General features: G+C 73.7%; 19 protein-coding genes and 2 riboswitches. Of the genes, 10 read left to right on the top strand and 9 right to left on the bottom strand.

What is annotated here, in order from left to right:
• The first annotated feature begins 44 nt into the window (after window positions 1–44).
• Both ACN27D_RS29210 and ACN27D_RS29205 read left to right on the top strand, forming a co-directional pair.
• Complete coding sequence (locus ACN27D_RS29210; RefSeq protein WP_357895979.1) at window positions 45–620, top strand: hypothetical protein; 576 nt, start codon at window positions 45–47, stop codon at window positions 618–620.
• Window positions 621–649: 29 nt separating this feature from the next.
• A complete protein-coding gene (locus tag ACN27D_RS29205) occupies window positions 650–2731 on the top strand; it encodes a cupin-like domain-containing protein (protein ID WP_357895982.1) in 2082 nt (693 codons plus the stop codon).
• Between the two features lie 48 nt (window positions 2732–2779).
• On the opposite strand, the gene ACN27D_RS29200 is transcribed toward ACN27D_RS29205, so the two are convergent.
• From ACN27D_RS29200 to ACN27D_RS29190, 3 genes are all read right to left on the bottom strand, one after another.
• Window positions 2780–2965, bottom strand: a complete 186-nt coding sequence (locus tag ACN27D_RS29200; RefSeq protein ID WP_147457860.1) for a hypothetical protein — start codon at window positions 2963–2965, stop codon at window positions 2780–2782.
• Window positions 2966–3071: 106 nt separating this feature from the next.
• On the bottom strand, window positions 3072–3623 hold the full coding sequence (locus ACN27D_RS29195; RefSeq protein ID WP_421500538.1) for an adenylate kinase: 552 nt from the start codon (window positions 3621–3623) through the stop codon (window positions 3072–3074).
• A 50-nt stretch (window positions 3624–3673) separates the two neighbouring features.
• A complete protein-coding gene (locus ACN27D_RS29190; protein ID WP_120570325.1) occupies window positions 3674–4897 on the bottom strand; it encodes a multidrug effflux MFS transporter in 1224 nt (407 codons plus the stop codon).
• A gap of 469 nt (window positions 4898–5366) precedes the next feature.
• On the opposite strand from ACN27D_RS29190, the gene abc-f reads away from it, so the two are divergent.
• Window positions 5367–7004: a ribosomal protection-like ABC-F family protein gene (gene abc-f, locus ACN27D_RS29185; protein WP_421500537.1), complete on the top strand. Its 1638-nt coding sequence runs from the start codon at window positions 5367–5369 to the stop codon at window positions 7002–7004.
• Between the two features lie 40 nt (window positions 7005–7044).
• Here abc-f and ACN27D_RS29180 read toward each other — a convergent pair whose 3' ends face one another.
• The gene (locus tag ACN27D_RS29180) at window positions 7045–8073 is read right to left on the bottom strand and encodes a sensor histidine kinase (protein ID WP_121684077.1); all 1029 of its coding nucleotides are present in this window, start codon (window positions 8071–8073) and stop codon (window positions 7045–7047) included.
• Window positions 8070–8768, bottom strand: a complete 699-nt coding sequence (locus ACN27D_RS29175; protein ID WP_358173500.1) for a response regulator transcription factor — start codon at window positions 8766–8768, stop codon at window positions 8070–8072. The genes ACN27D_RS29180 and ACN27D_RS29175 overlap by 4 nt, the downstream gene beginning before the upstream one ends.
• A 101-nt stretch (window positions 8769–8869) precedes the next feature.
• Here ACN27D_RS29175 and ACN27D_RS29170 point away from each other — a divergent pair, with 101 nt between their 5' ends.
• From ACN27D_RS29170 to ACN27D_RS29160, 3 genes are all read left to right on the top strand, one after another.
• Window positions 8870–9454: a DM13 domain-containing protein gene (locus ACN27D_RS29170; protein ID WP_358173503.1), complete on the top strand. Its 585-nt coding sequence runs from the start codon at window positions 8870–8872 to the stop codon at window positions 9452–9454.
• Between the two features lie 30 nt (window positions 9455–9484).
• Window positions 9485–9691, top strand: a riboswitch (cobalamin riboswitch).
• 131 nt (window positions 9692–9822) lie between these two features.
• On the top strand, window positions 9823–10335 hold the full coding sequence (locus tag ACN27D_RS29165) for an acyl-CoA thioesterase (RefSeq protein ID WP_120570330.1): 513 nt from the start codon (window positions 9823–9825) through the stop codon (window positions 10333–10335).
• 3 nt (window positions 10336–10338) lie between these two features.
• Window positions 10339–10959 carry a LysE family translocator gene (locus tag ACN27D_RS29160; protein ID WP_358173506.1) on the top strand — a complete coding sequence of 207 codons (621 nt, stop codon included), beginning with the start codon at window positions 10339–10341 and terminating at the stop codon, window positions 10957–10959.
• 64 nt (window positions 10960–11023) lie between these two features.
• On the opposite strand, the gene ACN27D_RS29155 is transcribed toward ACN27D_RS29160, so the two are convergent.
• Window positions 11024–11869 (bottom strand): PrsW family intramembrane metalloprotease, encoded by an 846-nt coding sequence (locus ACN27D_RS29155; RefSeq protein ID WP_358173509.1) that lies wholly within the window; start codon window positions 11867–11869, stop codon window positions 11024–11026.
• Between the two features lie 119 nt (window positions 11870–11988).
• A riboswitch (cobalamin riboswitch) is annotated at window positions 11989–12204 on the top strand.
• A 114-nt stretch (window positions 12205–12318) separates the two neighbouring features.
• On the opposite strand from ACN27D_RS29155, the gene ACN27D_RS29150 reads away from it, so the two are divergent.
• Window positions 12319–14715: a ribonucleoside-diphosphate reductase subunit alpha gene (locus ACN27D_RS29150; RefSeq protein ID WP_421500536.1), complete on the top strand. Its 2397-nt coding sequence runs from the start codon at window positions 12319–12321 to the stop codon at window positions 14713–14715.
• Complete coding sequence (locus ACN27D_RS29145) at window positions 14706–15734, top strand: ribonucleotide-diphosphate reductase subunit beta (protein ID WP_278090614.1); 1029 nt, start codon at window positions 14706–14708, stop codon at window positions 15732–15734. Before ACN27D_RS29150 ends, ACN27D_RS29145 begins: the two co-directional genes overlap by 10 nt.
• A 21-nt stretch (window positions 15735–15755) precedes the next feature.
• Here the strand turns inward: ACN27D_RS29145 and ACN27D_RS29140 are convergent, their stop codons facing one another.
• From ACN27D_RS29140 to ACN27D_RS29130, 3 genes are read right to left on the bottom strand one after another with little or no spacing between them, the layout of a single operon-like run.
• On the bottom strand, window positions 15756–16991 hold the full coding sequence (locus tag ACN27D_RS29140) for an MFS transporter (RefSeq protein ID WP_121684151.1): 1236 nt from the start codon (window positions 16989–16991) through the stop codon (window positions 15756–15758).
• Between the two features lie 38 nt (window positions 16992–17029).
• Entirely contained in the window at window positions 17030–18469 is a 1440-nt protein-coding gene (locus ACN27D_RS29135; RefSeq protein WP_421500535.1) for a condensation domain-containing protein, read from the bottom strand.
• Between the two features lie 14 nt (window positions 18470–18483).
• Complete coding sequence (locus tag ACN27D_RS29130; protein WP_421500534.1) at window positions 18484–19620, bottom strand: glycosyltransferase; 1137 nt, start codon at window positions 19618–19620, stop codon at window positions 18484–18486.
• A 126-nt stretch (window positions 19621–19746) separates the two neighbouring features.
• Between ACN27D_RS29130 and ACN27D_RS29125 the strand changes: the two genes are divergently transcribed.
• Both ACN27D_RS29125 and ACN27D_RS29120 read left to right on the top strand, forming a co-directional pair.
• Window positions 19747–21021, top strand: a complete 1275-nt coding sequence (locus tag ACN27D_RS29125; protein WP_421500533.1) for a DegT/DnrJ/EryC1/StrS family aminotransferase — start codon at window positions 19747–19749, stop codon at window positions 21019–21021.
• A gap of 40 nt (window positions 21022–21061) precedes the next feature.
• Entirely contained in the window at window positions 21062–22282 is a 1221-nt protein-coding gene (locus ACN27D_RS29120) for an inositol-3-phosphate synthase (protein ID WP_120570339.1), read from the top strand.
• Window positions 22283–22311: the final 29 nt, after the last annotated feature.

Raw genomic sequence — 22311 nt, 5'->3', positions numbered from 1 at the left:
TGTCATCACACCGGTTAATCGTATTCTACTGGTTAGGTGATGCCATGCGCCCCGCAAAGACAGTCGGTCGGTTCCTGCTCGGCATGCTCGTCGCGTCCGCGGCCCTCGTGGCCGCTCCGCCCGGCCCGGTGCTCGCGTACCGCGACGCCTCTCCGGCCGCCCGGTCGAGCGGTCGGCCCGAGCCCTGGCGTCCATCGATCCAGGAGGACTGGACCGGTCCGGCGGGCCGCTACTGCTCCTTCCCGCTCCAGGTCCGCGTCGTCTCCCAGGACGTCCGGGTCCGGGTGCTCGCCCGGTACGCCACCGGCGCCGTTCGGCGTGAGGAGTACGCCGGGCCGCTGACCGTCGAGTTCGTCGACGCCGACACCGGACGGGCGGTGCGCCGCGACGCGGGCGGCTCCGGCCTGCTGGAGTACCGGCCCGACGGCGGGTGGCTGCGCTACACCATCGTCGGGCCGGCCGGGTTCGGCTTCCGTCCCGGAGACCACTACCGGCGCGGCTACTACATCCTCGACGGACTGCACGTGATCTCGGTCGATCCGGACGGCACCCGTGCGCTGACACTGGGAATCGGGCGGCAGGACGACATCTGCCTGGCACTCGGCGACCGGGCCGCCTGACCCGGCTGGCCGCGACGGTGGTGGGTGGGATGACCGACGTACGGCTGTCGGTGCTCGGGCCCCTGGTCGCGCACCGCGACGGCGCGGACGTGCCGCTCGGCGGCCGGCGGCAGCGCATGGTGCTCGCCACGCTGCTGGTCGCGCGGGGACGGATGCTGCCCGCCGAGCGGCTGCGGGACCTGGTCTGGAGCGACGGCCGGCGGGCGGCCGGAGCGGCGACCCTGCACGGCTACGTGGCCGCGCTGCGGCGGGCGCTCGAACCGGACCGGCCGCCGCGCTCACCGGGCCGGGTGCTGCGCCGCGAGGGCCCCGGGTACGCCCTGCGGGTGCCGCCCGAACAGGTCGACGCGGAACGGTTCGCCGCGCTCGTAGCGCACGGCGTCAACCGGCTGGACCGGGGTCACGCCGCCGCGGCCCTGGCCGATCTGACCGGTGCGCTCGGGTTGTGGCGCGGGCCGGCGTACGCCGATCTGGCGGAGGCGCCGTTCGCGCTGCCGGAGATCGCCCGCCTGGAGGGAATGCGAGCCGCCGCCACCGAGTCGCGGCTGGCCGCCCTGCTGGCGCTGGGGCGGCACACCGAGATCCTCGGCGAACTGGAGGCGCTCGTGCTGGAGCAGCCGTTGCGGGAGCGCGGCTGGGAGATGCTGGCGGTCGCGCTGTACCGGGCCGGCCGGCAGGGCGACGCGCTCGCCGTCGTACGCCGCGCGCGGGCCCGGCTCGCCCGGGACCTCGGGATCGACCCGGGAGGTGGACTGCTGCGCCTGGAGACGGCGATCCTCCGCCAGGACACCGCTCTCGACCTCGTGCCCGGCCCGGCCGCGCCGCCGGAACCACGAGGTGACGGCGGCGATCCCAGTGGGATCCCAGTCGACGCCGGCACCGTAGGCGGCACGACCATCCACAGTGAAGGGGAACGGCATGCGTGGGCTGCGACCGATGACCGAGGCGGATCCGGAGTTCGAGGTCAACGTCAAGAACAACTACGTCGACTGCGTCGATCTGCCGGCCGCGCGTACCCGGCGGCGGCTGCCGCTGCCCGAGGGAACCGCCGCCGAGCCGGCCGGCGCGGCCCGGGACCGGTCGCCGGAGTCCCGGTGACCCGATCGGCCGGGCTCGCGCCCCGGTGGCGGGCGTGGGCCGCCGAGAACCTGGCCCTCGGCGTACCGGCCGGCGAGGTCCGGGAGGCGTTGCTGGCCGCCGGGCTGCCCGTGCCGGAGGTCGACGAGGAGCTGGCCGGCGCGCCCGGGCACCCGTACTTCCGGGCCTGCCTGCGCCTGGCCCGGGAGTACGCCTGGACGGAGTCCCTGCTCGACCTCTACGGCGATCTCCGCTCGGCGCAGCTGGCCGGCGGGCTGGAACGGCGCTCCGACCTGTCCCCCACCGAGTTCTTCGACAGGTACTACGTCGCCAACCGTCCGGTGATCCTGGCCGGCGCGGTCGACGACTGGCCGGCACGGCGGGAATGGACGACGGCCCGGCTGCGGGACCGGCTCGGCGCCGTCGAGGTCGAGGTGATGACCGGACGGGACAACAACCCGGAGCACGGCTGGCAGCACGACGCGCACCGGACCCGGATGACGTTCGCCGACTACCTCACCCTGGTCGAGACGGGTGGGGAGACGAACGACCACTACATGGTCGCGCGCAACGACAACTGGCAGCACGGACTCGAACCGCTGGCCCAGGACATCAGGCCGGTGCACGGGATCATCGATCCGGCTCTGCTGCCGGAGACGGTGACCCTGCTGCTGGGGCCGGCCGGCACGGTCACCGCCCTGCACCACGACAACATGAACATCCTGCTGTGCCAGGTTACGGGCCGCAAACACGTCCGTCTGGTGCCGTCCTATCAGCGAGGGCGGGTCTATCCCCGTGGCGGGACGTACAGCCGGGTCGACGCCGCTCGGCCCGATCTCGACCAGCACCCGCTGTACGAACGAGCCACCGTCCTGTCGGAGGTGCTGGAGCCGGGTGACGCGCTGTTCGTACCGGCCGGGTGGTGGCACTGGGTACGGGCCCTGGACGTCAGCGCCACGGTGAGCCTGCACCACTTCCGGGTGCCCGCCGGCAATCACTACCTGCACCCGCCGCTGGTGCGCAGCGAGCCCTGACGGCTGCGGATGCCGGGAACGCCGGTACCGGCGCTCCCGGCATCCGGTCTATCCCTTGTCCCGCTCCGGTGGCGGGTCCGGGATCTCGTCCACGGCCAGTCCGGGTGGTCCGGTCGGTGGCGGGTCGCGTACGTCGGCGCGGTACCGCACGGCCGGCGGCTCACCGGCCGACGGCACCGGTCCCGCGGTGAGGGCGATGGCGGCCAGCATCGTGACGATCACCGACCTCCGCATGCGTCACCTCCTCTCGTCGTCGCCGCACGGGCGACACCGGGAGGCGCGCCCGGCAGCCAGCCTGCGCCCGTCCACTGGGATCCGGCTGGGAACACGGCGACCCCGGTCAGCCGCCCGGCGGACGGACCGTCACCGGCGCTCCACCGGCCAGCCAGGCGTCGAGCGCGGCCGGGTCGTCGAACAGCAGCACCGGCGGCCCGGCCGGGTCGGCCGCCCAGGCCCGCATCCGCCGCCGCGCCCGGCCGAACCCGGTCAGGTGCCACACCAGGATCGAGTCGCGGGACAGCACGCTGCGCAGCGTCTCCCGGTTGCCGTTGCAGATCAGCTCGCCGCTCGTCAGCCGCCGCCGCGTGCGCCGCAGCAGCCGCCGGAACGAGACGCCGCGCGGGTAGTCCAGGCCGATCACCAGGTCGGCGCGACCCAGGACCACGTCCCGCCAGCCGTGGTACGCGCCGTCGACGATCCACCTGTCGCGCCGGCAGACCGCCTCGATCCGGCGACGCTGCTCGGCCACCGGCACCTCGACCCAGCCCGGCTCCCACAGCAGGTCGTCCACCGGATGCCAGGGCAGGCCGAACCGCTGCGCCAGATGCGCGGCGAGCGTCGACTTGCCGGAACCGTGGATGCCCTCGACCAGGATGCGGGCCGGGGCGCTCATGGCAGCAGCGTAGGCACCGCGCGCACCCGGCGCGATCCGGGGCGGCCGGGTCAGTGCGCGACAGCGACCGCCGGTGCCGCCTCCAGGCCGGCGAGCTGGGACGGCCGGACGACGACCAGCAGCACCAGCAGTGCCGCCACCATCCCGCCGGCCACCACCAGGGCCATCGCCACCGCGCCGGTGCCGAGCACGCCCACCAGCGGCGCGGCCACCGCGCCCACGCCGAACTGCACCGCACCGAGCAGGGCGGACGCGGTGCCGGCGGCCTCGCCGTGGCGGGACAGCGCCAGCGCCGGGGCGTTCGGCATGGCCAGGCCCGCCGCCGCCAGCACCAGCCACAGCGACACGAGCAGGGCGGGCAGCCCACCGAAGCCGGTCGCGGCGAACACCACCAGGGCCAGCCCGGCCACCGTGCCCGCCGCCAGCGACGTCACCAGGATCCACTGCGACGGGTAGCGGCGCAGCAGCCGCACGTTGTACTGGGTGGCGCCGATCAGGCCCACCGCGCCCGCGCCGAACGCCAGGCCGAACTCCTGCTCGTCGAGCCCGTAGGTGTCCTGGAGGACGAACGACGAACCCGCGACGTACGCGAACAGCGCGGCCATGGCGAGCCCGGCGACCAGGACCAGGCCGACGAAGACCCGGTCCCGCAGCAGCCCGCCGTACGTCTTCACGGTCGCGACGACGCCGCCGCGCTGGCGACGTGCGGGTGGGAGCGTCTCGGGCAGCGCGAGCGTGGCCAGCGCGACGAGCAGCACCCCGAAGACGGCCAGGACCACGAAGACGCCGCGCCAGTCGGTCCACCGCAGCACGCCGCCGCCCAGCGTCGGGGCGAGGACCGGCGCCGCACCCATGACCAGCAGCAGCCGGGACAGCATCGTGGCGAACGCCGACCCGCTGAACAGGTCACGCACCACCGCCATCGCCACCACGGCGGTCGCGGCGACACCGAGGCCCTGTACGACGCGCAGGACGCCGAGGACGGCGACGTTCGGAGCGACCACGCACAGCGCCGACGCCAGGATGTGCAGCAGGAGACCGGCGATCAGCGGGCGGCGCCGCCCGACCGCGTCCGACAGCGGCCCGATCAGCAACTGCCCGATGGCGAGCCCGGCGAGCGTGCCGGTGAGCGTCAGCTGGACCGCCGCCGACGTGGTCGCGAAGTCGCTGACGATGGCGGGCAGCGCGGGCAGGTACATGTCGATGGTCAGCGGACCCACAGCGATCAGCGAGCCGAGGACCAGCACGAGCTTGAGCCGCTGACTGCGGCTCATCAGGTCGCCCGGGGTGGGCGTCGGGGTGGCATCGGTCTTCTGGGGCGTCCCGGCCCGGTCGGCGTGCGGCCGGGCGCGAGAGGGTGCGGCACTCACACCCTGAGTCAAATACGCCTCCGGTGATCACATTCCCGTCTCGGCGAGAGGTAACGCAGGTCACGCGCTGCTCGGTGTCACGTCCCGCGGACCTGGCGCGGTCCGCCGGTTCCGGCACGCCCGTGTGCGGGACCGCCCGGCGAGCGTCGTCGGTGCTACGGTGGAGCGGAGTGATCCAGTCCAGGACTGGCAAGCAGGGAGATCAGACATGGCGGGTGACGACGACATCTCCGGGTGAGCCCGGGCATGTGACAGACCACCGGCACGCGCGGATCAGCGCCGTTCGCCGTGGTCGACTCGTCGTTCTCCAAGACCATGTCCCCCTGCCGGGCGGCTCCGGTCCGCCTGCCCTCACTCCGAGGTTGTCTTCCCGATGTCCCATTCCTTCATCGTCTGCTCGAACCTGACCTTCTCCTGGCCGGACGACACCCCGGTCTTCCAGGACCTCTCCTTCACGCTCGGCGGCGGCCGTACGGGCCTGGTCGCGCCGAACGGCGCCGGCAAGAGCACGCTGCTCAAGCTGATCGCCGGTGAGCACCGGCCCACCGCCGGGTCGATCACCGTCGACGGCGTGCTGGGCTACCTCCCGCAGAGCCTGCCGCTGGCCGCCGGCCTGACGGTGGCCGAGGTGCTGGAGATCGCCCCGCTGATCGCGGCGCTGCACGCCATCGAGGCCGGCGACGCCGACGAGAAGCACTTCACCACCATCGGCAGCGACTGGGACATCGAGGAACGCACCCGGGCCCAGCTCGACCGGCTCGGGCTCGGCGACCTCGCCTTCGACCGCCGCCTGGACACGCTCAGCGGTGGGCAGGTGGTCTCCCTCGGCCTGGCGGCGCAACTGCTCAAGCAGCCCGACGTGCTGCTGCTGGACGAGCCGACGAACAACCTCGACCTCGACGCCCGGCACCGGCTCTACGACGTGCTGGAGCAGTGGAACGGCTGCCTGCTGCTGGTCAGTCACGACCGGGCGCTGCTGGACCGGATGGAGCGCATCGCCGAACTGGACCGCGGTGAGGTGCGCTTCCACGGCGGGAACTTCACCTCCTACGAGGCGGCGGTGCGGGCCGCGCAGGAGGTGGCGGAGAAGAACGTCCGCAGCGCCGAACAGGAGCTCAAGCGGGAGAAGCGGGAGTTGCAGGAGGCCCGTGAGCGGGCGGCCCGGCGGGCCGGGAACGCCGCCCGCAACCTGAAGAACGCGGGGCTGGCGAGGATCGTCGCCGGCGGCCTGAAGCGGGACGCGCAGGTGGCCGCGGGCAAGGCGAACGAGATGCACTCCGGGCGGCTGGACGACGCCCGGGCCCGCCTCGACGAGGCCGAGCGGGCGCTGCGCAACGAGAAGACGATCACCGTGGAGCTGCCCGCCACCACTGTGCCGGCCGGACGCACGCTGCTGACCGCCGAACGGGTCCGGGTCCGGCACGGCGAGCGGTCGCTGTTCGCCGCCGACGGAGTCGACCTGACGATCCGTGGCCCGGAGCGGATCGCCCTGCTCGGCGCCAACGGCGCGGGCAAGTCGACGCTGCTGCGCCTGATCGACGGCGACCTGGCGCCCGAGAGCGGCCGGATCACCCGCGCCGAGGGCCGGATCGCGTACCTGTCGCAGCGGCTGGACCTGCTGGACCTGGACCGTACCGTGGCGGAGAACCTCGCCGTGTTCGCGCCGCAGGCCCCCGACGCGCAGCGGATGAACCTGCTCGCCCGCTTCCTGTTCCGCGGCCCGCGCGCGCACCTGCCGGTGGGAGTGCTCTCCGGCGGTGAGCGGCTGCGCGCCACGCTCGCCTGCGTGCTCGGCGCCGAACCGGCGCCACAGCTCCTGCTGCTCGACGAGCCGACGAACAACCTCGACCTGGTCAGCGTCGGTCAGCTGGAGAGCGCGCTCAACGCCTACCGGGGCGCACTGCTGGTGGTGAGCCACGACGAGCGGTTCCTCGCCGCGATCAACGTCGACCGCTGGCTGCGCCTGACCGAGGGACGCCTGGTGGAGACCGGTCCCCCGGACGCCGGCTGACCGGCCCGCCGCGCCCGCCGGCGGCGGCGACCCCGGGCGGTCAGACCGCCGGCAGGCGGACGACGAACCGGCACCCGCCGGTCACGTTGTGTGCGTGCACCCGCCCGCCGTGCGCCTCGACCAGTCCCCGCACGATCGCCAGGCCCAGACCGCCCCCGGCCGGCGCCGCCTCGTCGGCGCCGGCCGGTGCGGGGGTACGGGCCCGGGTGCCCCGGAACGCCACGTCGAACACCCGGGGCAGGTCCGCCTCGGGAATGCCGCCGCAGGTGTCGGAGACGGCGAGCCACGCGTCGTCGTCGTCCCGCCCGGCGTCGATGCGCACGGTGCCGTCCGGTGGCGTGTACCGAACGGAGTTGACCAGCAGGTTCGTCACGACGCGGGCGAGTTCGGCCTCGGCGGCCCGGACGGTCGGCCAGCCGGTCTCCGGGGCGAGCACCCGGACCCGCCGGTCGGCGGCCAGCGGCGCGGTGGCGGCGATCGCGTCGGAGACCACGTCGCCGAGCGGGACCGGGGACAGCGCGGGCCGCAGCGCTCCGGCGTTGATCCGGGACAGCTCGAACAGGTCGTCGACCAGGCGGGTCATCCGGTCCGTCTCGACCCGGATCCGGCGGTGGTACTCGGCCACCGCCGCCGGCTCGTCGACCACCCGGTCCTCCAGCGCCTCCGCCATCGCCCGCAGCCCGGCCAGCGGCGTACGCAGGTCGTGCGAGACCCACGCGACCAGCTCGCGGCGGCCGGCCTCCAGCTGCCGTTCCCGCTGCCGGGCCTGGTCGGCCCAGACCGCCGCCTGCGCCAGCCGGCGGGCGAACGCCACCCCGACGGCCAGGCTGACCGCCGCGGACGCCGCGACCGTGACGAGGACGACCTGGAGGTCGTGCGCGGACAGGAACATGGCCTGGGCGACGGCAGTGACGCCCGCCGTCACCGAGGCGATCGTGACCGCGAGCAGCACCGCGATGTGCGCGAGGATCGACCGGTGGCGCACCAGCCGCAGCGCGCCGACGCCGAGCGCGCCGACGACCGCGCCGGCGAGGAGGGCGTAGAGCCCGATGACCAGCAGCTCGTTCACCGGGACGCGTCCGACGGCTCGTACCGGTAGCCGACGCCCCACACGGTGACGATGCGGCGGGGCTGCGCCGGGTGGTCCTCGATCTTCTCCCGCAACCGCCGGACGTGGACGGTGACTGTGGACTGGTCTCCGAACCGCCAGCCCCACACGCGGTCCAGCAGCTCGGCCCGCGACCAGGCGCGTCCCGGGTTCGCCAGCAGGAACGCGAGCAGGTCGAACTCCCGTACGGTCAGCGACAGCGGCTGCCCGCCGCGATCGGCGACGCGCCGGTCCGTGTCCGCGGTGAGGTCCCCGTCGCGCAGCACCTCGGTCGGCCCTCGGTCCTGCGGGGCGGCGCGCCGGAGCACCGACCTGATGCGCAGCACGAGTTCGCGCGGCGAGAACGGCTTGGTCACGTAGTCGTCCGCGCCGACCTCCAGCCCGGCGACCCGGTCGGCCTCGTCCCCGAGCGCGGTGAGCATGACCACGGGCAGACCGGGCAGCCGGCGACGCAGCCGCCGGCACACCTCGATGCCGTCGAGACCCGGCATCATCAGGTCGAGGACCACCAGGTCGGGTGGCTCCTCCTCGGCCGCGGCGAGCGCGTCCGGCCCGTCGAAGGACAGCCGGACCCGGCAGCCGTCCTGTTCCAGGTAGCGCCGGACGACGTCGCTCACCGTCCGGTCGTCGTCGACGACGAGCACGTAGCGCCCCATGGGCCAGACGCTACCCACCGGCCCTCCGGTGCGGCGGCCCGCGGTCGAGCCGTAAGCGGACGGAAAGATCTTTCCGCCGGGTCCGCGCCTACCGTCGGGGCATGGGCAGAAGACGTGTGGTGTCGTCGGTGCTCGCCGTGGTGGCCGTCACCGGTCTCGGGGTGAGCCTGTACCTGTTCCAGCCGTGGCGGCTGGTGACCGACCGCGAGGTGCGCGAGGCGCTGCCCACAGTGGCGGAGCCGCAGCCGGCCGGGACGACCGGCCCACCGGCGACCGGCACTGCCAGCTCGTCGCCGACCGGCGCGGCGCCCGCCGACGTGGTGCTCGCCGCCGGTGACTTCGTCACCCACGAGCACGACACGTCCGGCCGGGCGCAGCTGGTCCGCCTCGCGGACGGCCGCCGGCAGCTTCTGCTGCGGGGACTGGACACCTCGGACGGACCCGATCTGCGGGTGTGGCTCACCGACCGGAAGGTGCTGCCCGGCCGGGCCGGCTGGCAGGTGTTCGACGACGGCCGCTGGGTCGAGCTGGGCCGGCTCAAGGGCAACATCGGCGACCAGGCGTACGACGTCCCGGCGTCGGTGGACCTGGACGGTCTGCGCAGCGTGTCGATCTGGTGCAAGCGGTTCGCGGTGTCGTTCGGCGCGGCGCCGCTTGCCGCTGTGACGGGATCGGCGCCGGCCTGACGCCTGTGCCGCCGGCCTCGGACGCTGGGCTACGCTGCGGGAAGCGCTGGTTCACCCGGTCGGCGACGGCCGGGTGTCGTAAGAGGGAACCCGGTGGGAATCCGGGACTGCCCCGCAGCGGTGAGTGGGAACGACAGCCGTCAACAGCACTGGGCCACGGCCTGGGAAGCGACGGCCAGTAGGCGACCTCGTGTCACGCCCGCGAGTCCGAAGACCTGCCCGCGTCGCGCGTACCACCGGTGCGCGCCGCCGTCGACCTCGCGGGTGGGTCGGGCGGGTGACACGCCGTGCGCAGGGCCGTCGGCGTGTCCTCGACGTGCACACCCCGGCCGGTCGGCGGTCCGCTTCTGCGAGGACGGAACCGCACAGTGCCCGACACCATCACGCTCACCGGCCGACCACCGTCGGCCTCGCACCTGACGCTGTCGCAGATCATGGACCAGCACCACACCAACCTGATGGGCACGGTCCACGGCGGGCGCATCCTCAACTTGATCGACTCCGTCGCCGGCGTGGTCGCCGCCCGCCACTCCGACGGACCGGCCGTCACCGCCGCCATCGACGAGACCGCGTTCCTGCGCGCGGTACGCGTCGGGGACGTGGTCCACGTGGACGCCCGGATCACCTGGGCCGGCCGCAGCTCGATGGAGGTGGCGGTGAAGGTCAGCGCGGACCGGTGGGACCGCGCGGTGCCGCCGGTCGACGTGGCCACCGCGCACCTGGTGATGGTGGCGGTGGACGACGACGGGCAGCCCCGGCCGGTGCCGCCGCTGCGCGCCGAGACCGACGGTGACCGGCGGCGTTACCGGGAGGCGCAGATCCGGCGCGAACACCGGCTGGCGCTGCGCCGGGCGCTGCTCGACGGCGCCGGGGAGGGCTGACCGGTGCTCGGACTCTCCGCGGCCACGCTCGCCGGTTACCTGGCCGCGATCGTGGTGCTCATGCTCACCCCGGGGCCGGACATGATGTTCGTGCTCGCGAACGCCACCCGGTACGGTCCGCGGGCCGGCGCGGTGGCCGCGCTCGGGGTCGCCGCCGGGGAGGCGGTGCACGTCGCCGCCGTGGTGGCCGGGCTCGCCACCGTCATCGCCGCGTCCCCGGTGCTGTTCACCGCGATCCGGTGGGCCGGTGCGGCGTACCTGATCGTGCTGGGCCTGCGGGCGCTGCGCGGCACGGGCCGGCGCGCCCCGGCGGACCGGCCGGACGGCGGCGCCGGGCGGGCGTTCCGGCGCGGGCTGCTGACGAACCTGCTCAACCCGAAGATGATCCTGTTCAGCGTGGCGTTCCTGCCGCAGTTCGTCCGGCCCGAGGCGGGCCCGGTGGCGGCGCAACTGGTGCTGCTCGGTGCGATGTTCGTCGCGGTGCAGCTCACCGTGGACCTGGCGCTCGGGGTGGGCGCCGGGCGGTTCGCCGGCCGGTGGGGCGACAGCCGCTGGTCGCGGCGCGTCGACCGGCTCTGCGCTGTCGCCTTCGTCGCGCTCGGCGTCCGGCTGGCCGCCGGCTGAGACGCACCGGGGGTCGGCGATGCCCAGGCCGGTTGATCGACTCCATCACGCCGAGGTGGCGGCATCAGAAGTGCTCCGACCCCGCCACCTCGGCGAACTGGCGATGATCATGAGGCCGGTCCCGGTTCGACGCCGGCGGCGTCCCGGACGCCGGCGGACGCTCGCGGTCCAGGTGCAGGCGCAGCAGCACCCAGCCCAGTGACACGCCGCCGATGAACACGTACGCGGGCTGGGTGCCGAACGTGTCCCAGCAGGTGTGCAGCGTGACGGCGGCGGCGAAGGTGAGCAGGAACGCCGCCAGTCTGCGGCCGCCGGGCGCGGCGGCGAACGTGAACAGCGCGGCGGCGGTCAGCCCGGTCCACGCCAGGTGCGCGGCGGGCGCGGTGAGACCGCGTACCAGCAGCGTCCGCTCGACCGCGCCGAGGTTGCCCTCCGACCCGACGAACGCGGCGAACGCGTGGCCCATGGTCTCCAGCGCGGCGAACCCGGCGCCGGAGGCCACGCCGATCACCAGCCCCTGCGCCGGGGACGGGTGCCGCCGCCACAGCAGCAGAATGCCGGCCGGCACGATCAGCTTGGCGGTCTCCTCGGCCAGGCCGACGAGCGCCATCGGCAGGACGCCGAGGCGGTGCAGGGTGCCGTACTCCAGCCAGCCGGCGGCGACCACGCCGATCACACCGCCGAGGAGCGCGGCGACGCCGACGACGGAGCCGGGGACCGGGCGGCGGGCCGGCCGCCCCTGGGCGAAGGCCAGGAACGTGGCGGGTGCGACGGACGCGCCGAGCACGATCAGCGCCGGTACGAACGTGACGGTCCCGGTGCCGGCGAGTGTCTCCAGCACCAGCAGGTGGAGCCCGACGCCGACGAGCAGGACCGCCACCCACGCCCAGCGGCGCCCGGTATTCCCCATACCGCCGAGTATCGCGCCCGCCGGGCCGCGCCCGAATCGGGGGTGGGCACTGTGGACGGTGAGATCATTCCGACACGCCGACACGACATCTGGTGTTGCACGCAAGCCCTCACCGCCATATATGGTGGTGCCGCAGCTGGTTCGGCCGAGCCCTTCGGGGCGGGCCGAGGCAAGAGGGAACCCGGTGGAAGTCCGGGACTGCCCCGCAGCGGTGAGTGGGAACGACAGCCGTCAACAGCACTGGGCCACCGGCCTGGGAAGCGACGGCCGGTAGGCGACCGGCGACCCCGGTCGGGCCCGCGAGTCCGAAGACCTGCCAGCGCGCCGTGCGCCTCCGGCGTACGGCGGTCGGAGGTCGCGCGGGACGACCGACGCCAGCAGCCGGGCCGGCCGTGCCGCGCCCGTTGGCGTCTCCCGCCGTCTCCAGACGGTGACAGCGAGGAGAGGTCATGACTGTCGTACAGGAGAGTCCCCCGTCCGGGACCGCCGGGTCCGAGGCCCGCCGCCCGGCGATGCGGGTACGCAAGCGGGACGGCGACACCGAGCCGGTGGACGTCAACAAGATCGTCCGGGCGGTCGAGCGCTGGGTCGCCGACCTGGACGAGGTGGACCCGCTGCGGGTGGCCACCAAGACGATAAGCGGGCTCTACGACGGGGCGACCACCGCCGAGCTGGACCGGTTGTCGATCCAGACCGCGGCGGAGCTGATCGGCGAGGAGCCGCAGTACTCGAAGCTGGCGGCGCGGCTGCTCGCCGCGTACGTGGACAAGGAGGTCCGCGGCCAGGGCGTGGCGAGCTTCAGCCAGTCGATCGCGTACGCGCACGGGCTGGGCCTGATCGGCGACGAGACGGCCGCGTTCGTGGCCCGGCACGCCCGCAAGCTCGACGACGCCGTGGACCCGGACGGCGACCTGCGGTTCGAGTACTTCGGACTGCGCACGGTGGCCGACCGCTACCTGCTGCGGCACCCCCAGACCCGGCTGGTGGTGGAGACGCCGCAGTACTGGCTGCTGCGGGTGGCCTGCGGGCTGTCCCGCACCCCCGGCGAGGCGGTCGGGTTCTACCGGCTGATGTCCAGTCTGGCCTACCTGCCCAGCTCCCCCACGCTGTTCAACTCCGGCACCCGGCACACCCAGATGTCGTCGTGCTTCCTGGTCGACTCGCCGCGCGACGAGCTGGACTCGATCTACGAGCGGTACCACCAGGTGGCGAAGCTGTCGAAGTTCTCCGGCGGCATCGGCATCGCCTGGTCGCGGGTGCGCGGCCGGGGCGCGCTGATCCGGGGCACCAACGGCCGATCCAACGGCATCGTGCCGTTCCTCAAGACGCTCGACGCCGGGGTGGCCGCGGTCAACCAGGGCGGCCGGCGCAAAGGCGCGGCCTGCGTCTACCTGGAGCCGTGGCACCCGGACGTGGAGGAGTTCCTGGAGCTGCGGGACAACACCGGCGAGGAGTCGCGGCGTACGCACAACCTCAACCTGGCCAACTGGATCCCGGACGAGTTCATGCGCCGGGTCGAGGCCGACGGCGAGTGGTCGCTGGTCGACCCGTCGGACGCCCCGGAGCTGCCCGACCTGTACGGCGAGGCGTTCGACGCCGCGTACCGGGCGGCCGAGAAGAACGCGGTCCGCACGGTGCGGGCCCGGGACCTGTACGGGCGGATGATGCGCACGCTCGCGCAGACCGGAAACGGCTGGATGACGTTCAAGGACGCCGCGAACCGGCTGTCCAACCAGACCGGTGAGCCGGGCAACGTGATCCACCTGTCCAACCTGTGCACGGAGATCCTGGAGGTGAACGACGACACCGAGACCGCCGTGTGCAACCTCGGCTCGGTGAACCTCGGCGCCCACGTCACCGCCGACGGGGTGGACTGGGAGCGGCTGCGCGCCACCGTGCGTACGGCGGTGGTCTTCCTCGACCGGGTGATCGACATCAACTATTACCCGGCCGAGCAGGCGGCGGCGTCGAACCCGCGCTGGCGGCCGGTCGGGCTCGGGTTGATGGGGTTGCAGGACGCGTTCTTCACGCTGCGCCTGCCGTTCGACTCGGCCCAGGCCCGGGAGCTGTCCACCCGCGTGCAGGAGGAGATCCTGCTGACCGCGCTGGAGACCTCCGCCGGGCTGGCCGAGCAGTTCGGCCCGCATCCGGCGTACCCGCAGACCCGGGCCGCCAAGGGTGACCTGCACCCGGACCTGTGGGGCGCGGAGCCGGCGCAGACGCAGCGGTGGGCGGCGCTGCGCGAGCGGATCGCCGCGCACGGGCTGCGCAACTCGCTGCTGGTGGCGATCGCGCCGACCGCCACCATCGCGTCCATCGCCGGGTGCTACGAGTGCGTCGAGCCGCAGGTGTCCAACCTGTTCAAGCGCGAGACCATGTCCGGGGAGTTCCTCCAGGTCAACACGTACCTGGTGCGGGAGCTGAAGGCGCGCGGGCTGTGGACGCCGCAGGTCCGCGACCGGATCAAGCGGGCCGAGGGCTCGGTGCAGGACATCACCGAGCTGCCCGCGCCGGTGCGGGAGCTGTTCCGCACCGCCTGGGAGCTGCCGCAGCGGGCGCTGATCGACCTGGCCGCCGCGCGGGCGCCCTTCGTCGACCAGTCCCAGTCGCTGAACCTGTTCCTGAGCGCGCCGACCATCGGCAAGCTCTCCTCGATGTACCTGTACGCCTGGAAGGCCGGGCTGAAGACCACCTACTACCTGCGTTCCCGTCCCGCCACCCGCATCCAGCAGGCCACCGTCGCGCCGGTGCTCGCCCCGGTCTCCGGCGTGGTCTCCGCCGTGAGCGACGACGAGGCGCTGGCCTGTTCCCTGGAGAACCCCGAGAGCTGCGAGGCATGCCAGTGACCACCACCGCACCGACCCGGCACATGCTGCTCGACCCCGGCATGGACCTGACCCTGCGGCCGATGCGCTACCCGCGCTTCTTCGACCGGTTCAAGGACGCCATCAAGAACACGTGGACGGTCGAGGAGGTCGACCTGCACGGAGACCTCGCCGACCTGGCGAAGCTGTCCCCGGCCGAACGGCACCTGGTGTCGCGGCTGGTGGCGTTCTTCGCCACCGGCGACACCATCGTCGCCAACAACCTGGTGCTCAACCTCTACCAGCACGTCAACTCCCCCGAGGGCCGGCTCTACCTGTCCCGGCAGCTGTTCGAGGAGGCGGTGCACGTCCAGTTCTACCTCAACCTGCTGGACACGTACGTGCCGGACGAGAAGGAACGCTTCGCCGCGTTCGCCGCGGTGGAGAACATCCCGTCGATCGCCCGCAAGGCCGAGTTCTGCTTCCGGTGGATCGACTCGATCTTCGAGCTGCGGGAACTGCGGACCCGCGCGGACCGGCGGGCGTTCCTGCTCAACCTGATCTGCTTCGCCGCGTGCATCGAGGGGCTGTTCTTCTACGGCGCGTTCGCCTACGTCTACTTCCTGCGGTCCCGGGGCCTGCTCAACGGGCTGGCCTCCGGCACCAACTGGGTGTTCCGGGACGAGTCGATGCACATGGCGTTCGCCTTCGACGTGGTGGAGACCGTACGCGCCGAGGAGCCGGACCTGTTCGACGACGAGATGGAGCGGCAGGTCCGGGAGATGCTGGCCGAGGCGGTGGAGTGCGAGGTGAGCTTCGCCGAGGACCTGCTCGGGCAGGGCGTGCCCGGAATGTCGCTGGCCGACATGCGCGAGTACCTCCAGCACGTGGCCGACCGGCGCCTCGCCGTGCTCGGCATCGCCCCGATGTACGGCAGCGGCAACCCGTTCGCGTTCATGGAGTTGCAGGACGTGCAGGAGCTGTCCAACTTCTTCGAACGCCGGGTGTCGGCGTACCAGGTCGGGGTGACCGGCTCGGTCACCTTCGACGACGACTTCTGACCGCCGCCCCCGCCCCGGCCGTCACGGCCGGGGCGGGACCGGGCTCTCGCCGGGCAACGCCGTCGCCCGGACCCTCCCGATCAACGCCACCACGGCGACCGCCATCACGGCCACCACCACGAACGCGCTGCGCAGGTCCAGCGCACCGGCGAGCAGGCCGATCACCGGCGCCGCCAGCAACGCGCCCGGCCACTGGCCCATCGCCACCACCGAGACGCCCTCACCCGAGGTGAGGCCGGGCTGCTCGCCGGCGAAGCCGAGCACCGTCGGGGTCACGCACGCCAGGCCGAAGCCGAGCAGTCCGAAGCCGGCCATCACCGCGGCCGGATGGGGGTACGCCACCGGCAGCGCCACGCCGGCGGTGGCGACGAGCGCGGACAGCCGGACGAAGCGGATCCGCCCGAACCGGCCGGCCAGCCGGTCGCCGAACAGCCGGGCGACGGTCGCCGCCAGCGACAGGCAGGTGTACGTGGCCGCGGCGAGCACCGCGGCGGCGCCGGCCACCTCGGTCGCGTACAGGGCGCTCCACTGTGCGCCGGCCATCTCGATGAACGAGGCGAGGAACGCGATCACCGCGAGCAGCAGCAACTGCGGGGTGAACCGGTCGCGCAGCCGTCGCCGTTCCTCGCCGTCCTTCGTCTCCTGCCGGGGCGTGTCCGGCAGCCAGCGGTGCGTGCCGACCAGCAGCGCGCCCAGCAGGACGCTGGTGACCGCCATCTGCGCCGACGGAGACATCCCGATCGCCGCGGCGCCGGTGCCGCAGAGGCCGCCGGCCAGCATGCCGATGCTGAAGCCGGCGTGGAAGGTGGACAGGATGGGCCGCCCGTACCGCTTCTGCACCTCGACCGACTGGGCGTTCATCGGCGTGGCCAGCAGGTTCGCCGCGAAGCCCCAGACCGCGAGCCCGCCGACCAGCGCCACCACAGTGGTGGACGCGGCCAGCAGCGGCGCGTTGACCAGGATCAGCGCGGCCCCGGCCAGCGCCAGCCGGCGGGTGTTGATCCGGCTGATCAGCACCGCCACCACGACCAGGGAGACCAGCTCCCCGGCGTTCGTGGCGATGTTGGCCAGGCCCCAGCCGGTGTTGCCGACGCCGACCGCGTCCCGCACCTCCGGCACGCGGGCCGACCACCCGCCGATGGCCAGGCCCATGATGACGAAGAGCAGCGCCACCGACCAGCGGGCCCGTACGGCCGAGCGTGGCACCGGCGGCGCGGGCTGCTCCGTCGTGTGCTGGTTCGTCGAGGTGTCCGTCATGGTCGTCGTACCTCTCTCCGGTCGGTCCGTCGGATCTCCTACCCGATCGCGTGGTCGAGGAAGCACGCACCGTCAGGAAGGCGTACCCGTTCCGGGGTCGTGTCCGGGTCGGTGACGAGCGCCGAGACCACCGCGACGTAGTCGTCGATCAACCCGCGTACCACGTCGTCGCCGAAGACGCCGCGGTTGCGGATCACCACGCCGCCGGCCCGGTCGTCGTCCACCACGACGATCGGTGAACCCCGCTTGACCCAGACGGGCAGGCACTCGGGCGGCACGTCGGCGGCGACCACCGGCGACGGGGTGCCGGGCGCGGCCCGGGCGGTGATGTCGACCGGCTCCACCCGCAGGCCCGGGCAGTGCAGCACCGGCGACGCCGACGCGGCGGACTGGAACCAGGCGTCGAACAGGTGGTTGTCCGGCCAGGGGCGGATCGCCGCGAAGTCGGGGCGGACCGCCCGGGCCACCCGGTGGAACGAGGTGGCGTGCGCGACGGCCCCGGCCAGCGAGGCGTGCGCGGCGTCGACCACAGCGCTCATCGGCGCGTCCGGCGCGACGTCGACCGGCAGGTAGACGTTGTTGGTGAACTGCCCGACGAGCTGCCGGGACAGCGGGCTCTCCCGGCCCAGCGTGGTGGTGCCCAGCACCACCCGGGACCGGCCGGCCCGCCGCGACAGCAGCACCAGGTACGCGGCGAGCAGCAGCACGTACGGGCTGGTGCGGGCCCGCCGGGCGGCCGGGCGCAGCCGCGCGGTGATCTCGGGCGGGAACGCGAAGCGGGTGGCCACCTCGGCGCTGAGCGCGACGTCCGGCGCCGGCGGCGACGCCGGGAAGAGCTGGTACGGCTCCACCGGCCGCAGCCGGTCCCGCCAGTACGCGGCCCGGGCGGCGGCGTCGACGCCGTTGCCGGCCTGCTCGGCCTCCTGGAGCGCGGCGAGCGCGGTGGGGTCCACGCCCAGCGGCGGCTGCGGATCGGCCGCGCCGAGCCGGGCCGCGTACGCGTGGCACAGGTCCTCCACCACGACGCGGCACGACCAGCCGTCGGAGACCATGTGGAAGAAGCACAGCGCGAGCACGTGCTCGGTCTCGGAGAGCCGAACCAGGGCGGCCCGCCACAGCGGCGCCCGGCCGGGGTCGAACTCGTCGTTGCGGTGCGCGTACGCGATCCGCTCGACCCGGGCCTGCTGCTCGGCCGGCGGCAGCCCGGACAGGTCGACGTACTCCAGCGGCGACTGGACGTGCGGCAGGATCCGCACCTCGGGCTCCACGCCGATGCGGTCGAACCGCATCCGCAGCGCGTCGTGCCGGTCCACCACGTCCTGCATCGCCTGCCGCAGCACGTCGACCCGCAGCGTGCCCCGCAACCGGCGGAACTCGACCACCACGAGCCGTGAGGCGCCGGGGTGCGCCGGGTCGAGCGCGGTCATGAACTCCCACATCATCTGCTGGCCGGGGGCCAGCGGAAACGTCGTCGGCACTGCCACTCCCCCCGTCAGGCCGCCACCGGCGGCACGGCCACCGGCGGGGCCGGTCGACGGTCCACCTCGTCCGGTCGGTGATCGGCCACGTCCGGCTGGTAGTCCGCCTCGTCCGGCGCGCGGAAGCCGGTGAAGAGCAGGTCGGGGCGGCCGAGCCGGAGCGCGGTGACGAACGCGGCGCCGTCGAAGAGCGTCTCGACGGCCGCGCAGGCCATCGACTCGGCCACCGCGCGGGGTCCCCGGTCCCCACCGAGCCGGCCGGGTGTCTTCGCGGCGATCACGGCGGCCGCGACGGCCGGCACCGCGAGCAGGCTGCGTCCCCCGCTGCGCCGGGCGGTCAGCAGCCCGGCCAGGGCCGTCACGGCGAGCGTGCTGGCGGTGTTGAGCACGAACCGGCGCCGGTGCGGGTGGGCGAGGCAGAGCCACTGCTCGGAGCGTCCGTACGTGGTGAACCGGTAGGCGACCGCGCGGAACGTGTCGGCGACGCCGGTGTCGTGCGTGACCACCCCGTCCGGGTCGGCGAGCAGCACGTAGCCGGCGTCGGTGAGGAGCAGCCCGAGGTGCAGGTCCTCCCCGCCCAGCGGCATCGGGGAGTCCTCCGGGAAGCCGCCGACCGCCTCGAAGACGGAGCGCTTCACCGCCAGGTTCGCGCTGGCGCCCCAGGACACGCGCTCGTAGTGCAGCGGGCGGGTCAGGTCGCCGAGCAGCAGGTAGGAGCGGCGCATCACGCGGAAGAACGCGCTGTCTCCGGGCTCGACGATCACCGGGCCGGTGACGCCGGCGACCTCCGCGCCGGAGGCGCGCAGCCGGGCCGCGTACCGGGTGATCAGGTCGGCCGGCACCCGGCAGTCGGAGTCGGTGAACAGCAGCAGGTCGTACCGGGCGTGCCGGGCGCCCAGGTTCCGTTTGGCCCCGACGTGCCGGGGCCCGCGCACGTAGCGGGCGCCGTACTCGGCACAGGCGGCGCGGTGCGCGGCGGCCGCGGTGGGCGCCGAGTCGTCGACGACCACCACCTCCACCGGCTCCGGGCAGTTCGGGGCGGCGTCACGCAGGCTGCGGAGCTGGCGGCGCATCTCCGCCACCCGGTCCTTGACCGGGATGACGACGGAGACGCCACGCGCGACGGCGCGGGGTTCGGTCGGTTCACTCACAGGCGATACGGATCGGCTCATGCCCCGAGGTTCGACCACCCGGATACAACGCCGATACACAGCGCCGGCCGTCCCGGCAATCGCACGTGTACCGCTGATGTATCGATGACCATCAAGGTCGAAGACATGACGACCTCCATTCCTCTCGACCGGCGGCTCGCCGTGGACGGTGGCCGGCCGGTCCGCCCACCCGACCGTCCATGGCCACGCTGGCCGATCCCCGCACCGGACGCCGCCGGCAACCTCTCCGCGGTGCTGACCGGCGGCCGGTGGGCGATCAGCAGCCCGTCCGTCGGCGACACCGGCCTGTTCGAGCGCCGCTTCGCCGCCGACTTCGCCCGCTACGTCGGCACCCGCCACTGCGTACCCGTCGACCACGGGTCGAGCGCCCTGGTGGTGGCCCTGGAGTCACTCGGCCTCGGCTACGGCGAGACGGTGCTCGTACCGGCGCTGACCTGGACCGCCTCCGCGACCGCCGCGCTGCGCGCCGGCCTGGTCCCGGTACTCGTCGACGTCGACCGGGACACCGGGTGCGTCGGGCCGGACGACCTCGACCTGTCGGTGGACCCGCGCGCGGTGGTCGCCGTGCACTGGGCCTCCAACATGGCCGACGTGCCGGCACTCGACGCGGTCACCCGGCCGCGCGGCATCTCCGTCGTGGAGGACTGCGCGCAGGCCCACGGCGCCACCTGGCAGGGCCGTCAGGCCGGCTCGCTCGGCCGGCTCGGCTGCTTCAGCTTCCAGCACGGCAAGGTGCTCACCTGCGGTGAGGGCGGGGCCGTGGTCACCGACGACGACACGCTCGCGCCGGTGCTGCAGGAACTGCGGGCCGACTCGCGCCGCTACCGGGGCGACCGGACGCCGGCCGGCGAACTGGACCTGGAGGAGAGCGCCGGCGTGCAGGGCGCCAACTTCTGCCTGAACGAGTTCTCCGCGGCCGTGGCCTGCGCGCAACTGACCACCCTGGACGAGCAGCACGGCGTCCGCAACCACAACTACCGGCTGCTCGGCGAGATGCTGGCCGGCGTCGACGGCGTACGGCTGCTGCGACCCGCGGCGGGCCAGACCCGCATCTCCATCTACGAGGGCACCGTCGTCTTCGACGAGCTGCCGGCCGGCATGGACAACGCCGCCGTGGCCGCCGCGCTCACCGCCGAGCTGGGCCGGCGCTTCTACTGCACCGACGAGCCGCTGCACCGCAGCCGGCTGCTCCAGCCCTGGACGAAGCCGCTGCTCGCACCGCTGGCCGAACGCTTCGCGGCGATCCACCGGGAGCGCACGTACCCGAACACCGAATGGCTCGCCGCCCACACCGTCCAGACGCACCACAGCACCTTCCTCGGCACCGAACAGGACATGGAGGACATCGCCGCCGCCGTCGCCAAGGTGTTCGCCCGCTGATCCGCGCCGCCACCGGCGCACCCACAGAAGGAGTCTTCCCGTGACCGTCACCCATCGCGAGACCACGCACGCCCCGACCTCGTCCCCCGACACGGACGCGCCCGTCGGCGTGTGGCTCAACGGCGCCCGCGGTTCGGTCGCCACCACCGCGATCACCGGTCTGCTGGCGCTGCGCGCCGGCATGGCCGACTCGACCGGCTGCGTCACCGACACCGGCATGCTGCGCGACGCGCCGCTGGCGAGCTGGAACGACCTGGTCGTCGGCGGGCACGACATCGTCGACACGCCGCTGGAGAAGAAGGCCGAGTCGCTCGTCGACTCCGGCGTCATCCCGGCACCCGTGCTGGCCGCCGTGCGCGGCAGCCTGCCCGAGGTCGAGCAGAACCTGCGCACCGGATACGACGCGCGTACCGAGACCGCACCGCTGGCCGAGGTGGTCGACCGGCTGGCCGGCGACATCGAGGAGTTCCGCAGCCGCAACGGGCTGTCCCGGGTCGTCGTCATCAACGTGTCCTCGACCGAGCCGCCGGCCGACCACCGGCCCGAGCACGACGACCTGGACGCGCTGACCCGCGCCATGGCCGACCCGGACGACAAGGCGCTGCCGGCCAGCTCGGTGGTCGCGTACGCGGCGTTCCAGGCCGGTTGCGGCTTCGTCGACTTCACCCCGTCCACCGGCGCCCGGCTGCCCGCGCTGGAGATGATGGCGCAGCGGGAGCGCGTGCCGTTCGCCGGCTCCGACGGCAAGACCGGGGAGACGCTGCTGCGTACCGCCCTGGCGCCGATGTTCACCTCCCGCGCCCTGCACGTGCTCTCCTGGGCCGGGGTCAACCTGCTCGGCGGCGGCGACGGCGCCACGCTGGAGGATCCGCGCAACGCCCGCAGCAAGCTCAGCTCGAAGTCGGGTGTGCTGCCCGCGCTGCTCGGTGAGGACGTCACGGCCCCGCTGCACATCGACAACGTGCCGGACCTGGGCGACCACAAGACCGCGTGGGACCACGTCTCGTTCGAGGGGTTCCTCGGCGTCCGGATGTCCATGCAGCTGACCTGGAGCGGGGTGGACTCGACGCTGGCCGCGCCGCTGGTGCTCGACCTGGCCCGGCTGACCGCTGCGGCGCACCGCGCCGGGCACGTCGGCCCGATCGAGGAGCTGGGGTTCTTCTTCAAGGACCCGATCGGCACCGACGAGCACGCGCTGGCCGAGCAGGCGCAGGCGCTCTCCACCTGGGCCAACGGTCTGGACGGCCGCGCCGACAGCTGACCTTCGCACCGGCCGCCGGCGCGGCACCC

This window comes from Micromonospora sp. WMMD1274 (genome assembly GCF_049179035.1).
Taxonomy (GTDB): Bacteria; Actinomycetota; Actinomycetes; order Mycobacteriales; family Micromonosporaceae; genus Micromonospora; species Micromonospora tulbaghiae.
The sequence above is the reverse complement of the archived record's forward strand: the minus strand, read 5'-3'. Positions and strand labels throughout refer to the sequence as shown.